At 65.9% G+C, this 6,582-nt stretch carries 5 protein-coding genes; 3 read left to right on the top strand and 2 right to left on the bottom strand.

The features are described 5' to 3' along the window. The coding region (locus FVW20_RS04610) for a glycosyltransferase family 4 protein (RefSeq protein ID WP_196608488.1) at nt 1–477 on the top strand (477 nt) is incomplete at its 5' end. A 214-nt stretch (nt 478–691) separates the two neighbouring features. Further along, nucleotides 692–1,717: a threonine aldolase family protein gene (locus FVW20_RS04605; RefSeq protein ID WP_196608487.1), complete on the top strand. Its 1,026-nt coding sequence runs from the start codon at nt 692–694 to the stop codon at nt 1,715–1,717. Nucleotides 1,718–1,945: 228 nt separating this feature from the next. On the opposite strand, the gene FVW20_RS04600 is transcribed toward FVW20_RS04605, so the two are convergent. Then, nucleotides 1,946–3,859, bottom strand: a complete 1,914-nt coding sequence (locus tag FVW20_RS04600; RefSeq protein ID WP_196608486.1) for an autotransporter outer membrane beta-barrel domain-containing protein — start codon at nt 3,857–3,859, stop codon at nt 1,946–1,948. Nucleotides 3,860–4,286: 427 nt separating this feature from the next. Beyond that, on the bottom strand, nt 4,287–5,438 hold the full coding sequence (locus FVW20_RS04595) for a polysaccharide deacetylase family protein (protein ID WP_196608485.1): 1,152 nt from the start codon (nt 5,436–5,438) through the stop codon (nt 4,287–4,289). A 302-nt stretch (nt 5,439–5,740) separates the two neighbouring features. Between FVW20_RS04595 and FVW20_RS04590 the strand changes: the two genes are divergently transcribed. Beyond that, nucleotides 5,741–6,582 (top strand): J domain-containing protein (locus FVW20_RS04590; protein ID WP_196608484.1); only part of this gene is annotated, 842 nt, incomplete at its 3' end.

Below are 6,582 nucleotides of genomic sequence, written 5' to 3'. Positions count from 1 at the left end.
GCGGGCCGCTGGGACGGCACGCCGCGTCCGCGCCTGCGCCTGATGCTGGCCGGGTTCGATTCGGCCACGCCCGAGCCCACGGTGCGCGGCTGGCTGCGCGAGGCAGGCATAGAGGACATCTCGGTCGTCACCGGCAAGCGGCCGGACGTGGTCGCGTGCATTTCGGCCATGGACCTTGGCGTGGTGGCCTCGCTGTGGTCGGAGACCATCGCCCGCGCCGCGCTGGAGATCATGGCCTGCGACAGGCCGCTGGTATCCACCACCGTGGGCGTCATGCCCGACCTTCTGCCCCATGGCGCGCTGGTTGCGCCGGGCGATGTTGCCGCCATGGCCGGGGCCATAGCCCACGCCATGGACAGCCCGCCGTGGCTGGAAATACTGCGCGACGCCTGCGGGCTGCGCATCGAAAGCCTGCACCGGGCCGATTTTCTGCACCGCACCCTTGCTGTCTACAGGGACGTTTGCCGCAACGCATGACAGGGGTGATGCGTCTGAACGGCCCGCTTTTCCGGATGCTCCTTGCGCCCCGGAAACTACCGGAAACTATCAGACGCACCGGACACCACCGGCGGTACGGGCAGGGGCTGACCGTCCGCGCATTTTCTTCATTCCGATGGCGCGCCCGCAACGCACAACGAACGGACCGCACCCGTCGGCCCGCCACGCAATATCCACAGCAGGAGACACACCAGTGAGCCTCAAGAGCTTCGCCAGCGACAACACCTCGGGCGTGCACCCGCGCATTCTCGCCGCCATGGAACGCGCCAACGCCGGGCATGCCCGCCCCTACGGGCAGGACCCGTACACCGAGCAGGCGAAAGAGGTGTTCGCCCGGCACTTCGGGCCGGACATCGACATGTATTTCGTGTTTCTGGGCACGGCGGCCAACGTGCTTGGGCTGCGCGCCGTGACCCGCCCGTGGCATTCGGTGGTCTGCGCGGACGTGGCCCACATCAACGTGGACGAATGCGGCGCGCCGGAATCGGTGACCGGCTCCAAGTTGCAGGTCATCCCCTCGCACGACGGGCGCATCCGGGTCATGGACGTGGTGCCGCTGCTGCACATGATCGGCAATTTCCACCACAGCCAGCCGCGCGTCATTTCCATCACCCAGTCCACGGAACTGGGCACCGTGTATTCCCCGGCGCAAATCCGCGCCCTTGCCGACTTTGCCCATGCCAACGGCATGCTGCTGCACATGGACGGCGCGCGGCTGGCCAACGCGGCGGCGGCGCTGGACGTGAGCCTTGCGGCGCTGACCCGCGACGCGGGCGTGGATGTGCTGTCCTTTGGCGGCACCAAGAACGGCATGATGTTCGGCGAGGCGGTGATCTTCTTCAACCCGGAACTGTCGCGCGAGTTCAACTTCATCCGCAAGCAGGGCATGCAGCTCATTTCCAAGATGCGCTTCATCGCCGCCCAGTTCATCGAAATGCTGCACGACGGCCTGTGGCTGGAAAACGCCCGCAACGCCAACGCCATGGCCCGCCTGATGGCCGACAGCCTGCGCGGCCTGCCGCACGTCACCATAACCCGGCCCGTGGAGGCCAACGCGGTGTTCGCGCGGCTTTCGCCCGAGCATATCGCAGCGTTGCAGCAGGATTTCTACTTCTACGAATGGGATCCGGTGCTGCACGAGGTGCGCTGGATGACCAGCTTCGACACCACCGAGGAAGACGTGCGGGAATTCACCGACGCCGTGAAGGCGCTGGGGTAGGGACGGCTGCCTTTCTGCAGGATTGCGGCGGCAGGATGATGAAAGAGTGGGCGTATGCAACGGCATACGCCCACTCATGCATTTGTACGGAAAGCTTGTTCGATACAGCGTTAGTCGTAACAATCATCGCCCGCATGCAGCATCTTGGGGCGAAATTCCGGCCAGGCGGTTCTGTTGCGGTAAGCGAGCAGTCGCCATGCCGCAGTCAGGCCGAATATCAGGGGGACATCAGAACTCGTACATCAGCGACAGATTGCCCCCCACGCCCTCGCGTACGCCGGTATAGCCCTGTGCGCCCAGATCAAGCGAAAATCCGCTGTCTGGCAGGGGCTTCCATATGACGCCCGCCTCGCCCACGCCTGTGCCGCCCTTCAGGGTTGGCGCGGGTGCGTCAACTCCGGCCACCACGCTGTGCGCCGTGCCGTCGAATTCGTATTCCCATGCCGCGCCGGTGTACGGCGTGATGCACTTGTTCAGTGCATAGCCAAAGCGCGCCCCAAGGCGGGTGCGATACGAATCCACGTCGTCGAACGTTACCGGGTCGCCCAGTATGCGCACGTCCGCCCCCGTGGTGTGCGTCCAGAAGTACTTGCCGTACAGGTCAAGCCAGGCCTGTTCGCTGATGTTCCATATGTACCCGACGCCCGCGTGCGCGCCGTAGTAGGCGACGTTGATGTCGTATTCGGCCTCTCCCAGCGTGGGGTTCAGGTCGTCGCTCCTGTAGTCGGAACTGAGCCTGCCCGCGCGCACCGTTGCTTCTGCGTACAGCCCGCGCGCCATGCCTTCGGTGGCTTCCACCCGGCCCAGCAGGCCGCCGCCGGTGGAACGGCTGTCGCCCCGGGCCGTGATGCTGTCGCCAGCCGCCGTTTCGTTGTGGCTGTCGTAGGAGCCGACGCTTGTTTCGAAGAACGCCCCCACAAGCAGGTCCGCGCCGCTCACTGGCAGGCATTTGGCAAGGCCGGTCATGAGGGCGAAGCTCTGCAAGTCCACATGAGACCCGGTTGCATAGCGAGAGGTTGTGCCGGACGTGGCGCCGAAGCCAGCCCAGCCTGCCTGCGCCATGTTGTCCGCGCCAAGGACGGCTGCCGCGCGGGCGTTGCCCATGCCCGGCCCGGCCGCAAGGTCCGCGCCTTGTGTCACAAGGGCGATGCTGGCCGCCTTGCCCTCGGACGGGGATTTGCGCACGATTTCGTCCGTCTGCTCGATGCTGGTAACGCGGGCCACCAGGCTGTTGACGGTTGTTTCCAGGCCGAAGGTGTAAAGGCTGGAAATGCCCGCCATGCCCGTTGTGGTGTTGGTCATGCCCGCGTCGGCATAGAGGACGCTGGTGCTTTTGATGAGGGTGACGGTGTCGTTGACCGCTAGCGGGGTTCCGCCGCCCTCGATGCCCACGCCCACGGTGGTCGGGGCGGTGGAAGGGCCGCTGGAGGGCGTCTCGATAACAACTCCGTTATTCACGGTAAGCACCGTATCGCCCGCCCGGACCGTATCAGGCAGGTAGAAGCGGAAGTGCTGGAAATTTTCGATGCCGGATGCCTGAAGGTTCAGGGTGTGGATTTCCAGCGTGTTGCCGGTGCGGGCGTCCCTGGCGGGGTCAAACATGCTGGCCTGCCAGGCGCGACCGCCAACAAGACCGGCGCTCAGGGTGGGGTTGTCGAAAATGCGCAGGGTGTTGCCGGTGGCGGTGCCACCCCGGGAATACCCCCCGAATACCATGTAGCTTATCGTGCCGCCAGTGATGGTCACGATGTTGTTGCTGGCGTTGCCTGAACCGTCGCTGAAGCCGCCGTACATCCCTTCGCCGGTATGTGTGCCGCCGGTGATTGTTACCCGGTTGCCATTGGCGTTGCCGCCATCGCTGTAGCCGCCGATTATGGGGCCGGTAATGCCTGTGTCGATGGTGACATTTCCACCCGTGGCGTCGGTGGCGCCGGGCTGAAAGCTGCCAACGTAGCCGGGAAGCGCGAATTCGATGCTCGGTAAGGTTTCGGTGGTGCCGCCAGAGTTGGCGGCCCATAGGGGCGCGCCCGGCGCGAGCAGCGCGAGAAAGAGTAGTGCCGCCGCAGCGCGTGCGGAATGGCTGCGGGCGCGCCTTGGAAGTTCGGTTGCTGGTGGGGGCCATAGGCGGAGGGACAAGAACATGAAGGCCTCCTGATGTCGTGGCGTGGTGTTTCCCCAGATGGTCTGCGGGTGCAAATATGCCCGGTGCAGCACGCGCTGGCATCGGGCATTGATTGCGGCATCAGTCGTTTGGGGAGTTGTCTGGACGAGGTCAATGATAACAGGGTGTTCTGGCCTTGTAAATCTGTTGCGGCCCGTATGTGCCGCATATGAAGGCCTTTGGCAAGGAGACGACGTGGAATTTTGGGCGAAAATGCCCAAGGCTGCATGCAGGGGCTTTTCCACAGTACTGCATCAGGCGGTCCTGCGACCGGTTATGCGCAGGTTTCTGCAATATGTCCTGCAACAGGTTCGGCTATTGGTTCGCCGTGAGGCAGACAGGCACGCGGTGGCGCCCCGGGAAAGCGGGGTGTTGGGGCGCGGTGCTACGCTTCTGCCCGTGCTCTGCTTACAGCCGCATCTTCGCATACAGCCGGGCAAGCCACGGGTGCGAATACAGGAACAGGCGCAGCAGCAGCCACGAGGCGGGCTTGTCCTTGGCCTTGAAGCGGTGGACGTGGGCGGCGCAGCCGGGCGGGTTCGGCCCCATGGTGGTGGCGAAGAACACGGAAAAGCCCTGGATCCGCGCGATGTCGCGGGCTTCGTCGCAATAGGCGCCCCACGGCCAGCACAGCGAGCGCACGGGGTGGCCCAGTTCGTCGGCAAGGGTGGCGGCGCAGGCGGCCAGTTCGCGGGTCATGCGGGCGGTTCGGTCGGCGTCGGATTCCGGCTTGCCAAGGCCGGCCGGCGTGGCGGCAAAGGCGTCCACCAGATCTTCCAGTTCACGCACCTTGCCGGAATCCTGGAAAAAGGCGTAGGCCCCGGCCTTGTCCTGGGGGACCAGGGCGCGAATGGCGTCCACCAGTTGCGGGTCGGGCACGAAGGCGCGGCGCAGCAGGGCGGGGCGCTGGGCAAAGGCCGGCAGCCCCCACGGCACGGCAAAGTCCACCCGGTCGAAGGTGCGCGAGCGGTGGCCGGGGGCGTGAAAGCCCGTGTATTCCGGCTTGGCGAACACGGCGTGGTGCCAGTGGGAATGGGCGGCCACGGCCATGGTGCCGTCGGCCTCCATCAACCGCGCCTCGTCCCAGTTGCAGAACAGGTCCTTGCGTTCGTCAAACCCCAGTTCGTGGCGCACATAGGGGGCATCCACGCGGGGCAGGGCGTCTTCACGGATGCGGCCCGCGAGTACGTCGTCCAGGGTGGGACGGGGCGCGCCCTGCTCCAACTTGCCCGCCACGGCAAAGAGGACGCCCTTGTGCCCGTACTTCTTCAGGATGGGCCAGGCGTAGACGTAGTTGTCCAGGAATCCGTCGTCGAAGGTGATCAGCGCGCTGCGCGGCGGCAGCGGGGTTTCGCCCAGCAGGTACGCCTCGGCCTCGGCCAGGCCGATGCCGGTCCACCCGGAGCGGCGCATGGCCCGGCAGTGGGCCTCGAAGGTGTCGGGGTGGACGGCGATGGAGTTCTTCTTGCGGCTGACGTAGTGGTACATCAGCACGGGCAGGCTTTTCAGGCCAGATGAATCAGAAGGGCCGAAAGGCGCGGCAGGGCGGGATGCGGACATGCGGTGACGGTGGCGGGGCCGGTTTGGAGGTGCGAAGGGGCGGAGCCGTGGAAACATGGTTCCGTTCGGCGTCTGTAGCGCAGCGGGCAGCATACGTCGAGGGGGGGCGGGGCCGGGACGGCGGCCATGTCGGCAGGCGCGGATGACCGCCTGCGAAGCGGCTGCCGGGGCATCTGGCAGAGCATTTGGCGCATTGTCCGTCGGTCTTTTGACGCAAGCCGCTTGACACCGGGGCGCGTCGGATTATCCTACAATGGCAGCAGGTTTGCAGCCTCATTGACGCTAAAGGAGAGCTATACGAGATGGCAGTCGAATACAAGGACTATTACAAATTGCTCGGCGTGGAGCGTTCCTCCTCGCGCGACGACATCTCGAAGGCGTACAAGAAGCTTGCCCGCAAGCATCACCCGGATCTGAATCCCGGCGACAAGAACGCGGAAGAGCGCTTCAAGGAAATCAACGAAGCCTACGAGGTGCTCAAGGACGACGAGAAGCGTCGGCTCTACGATCAGCTTGGCCCCAACTGGCAGCACGGGCAACAGTTTCAGGGCGCGCCCGGCTTCGAGAACGTGCGCTTCGACTTTGGCGGCGGGCGCGGCTTCGAGGGGGCCGGGTTCAGCGACTTCTTCGAGACGCTGTTCGGTGGCGGGGCGCGGGCGCGCGGTCAGGGTGGACAGGGCGGCTTCGGGCCGGACCCGTTCGGCAATTTTTCCGCCCGGCAGCGGCGGGGCCGCGACGTGGAGGCAGAATTCTCGCTGACGCTGGAAGAAGCCTACCGGGGCGGGCGCAAGGCCGTCACCCTGCGCGAGGCGGGCGGAGGCACCAAGACGCTGGAGGTGAACATCCCCTCCGGCGTGCGCGAAGGCGGGCGCATCCGCCTTGCCGGGCAGGGCGACCCCGGCATGGGCGGCGGCCCGGCGGGCGACCTGTACCTGAAGGTGCGCATGGCCCCGCATCCGCAGTTTACCCTGGATGGCGACAACGTGATCTACGACCTGCAACTGGCCCCGTGGGAAGCGGCCCTTGGCGCCACGGTGCGCGTGCCCACGCTGGACGGCGAAGTGGACGTTACCGTGGCCCCCGGCGCGTGCAGCGGGCGCAAGCTGCGCCTGCGCGGCAAGGGGTTGGGCACGGGGGCGGCGCG

It is taken from the genome of Nitratidesulfovibrio oxamicus (assembly GCF_015731765.1).
In the GTDB taxonomy this organism is placed as follows: domain Bacteria; phylum Desulfobacterota; class Desulfovibrionia; order Desulfovibrionales; family Desulfovibrionaceae; genus Cupidesulfovibrio; species Cupidesulfovibrio oxamicus.
Note: the sequence above shows the minus strand (reverse complement) of the source record. Positions and strands in the feature narration are given on the sequence as shown.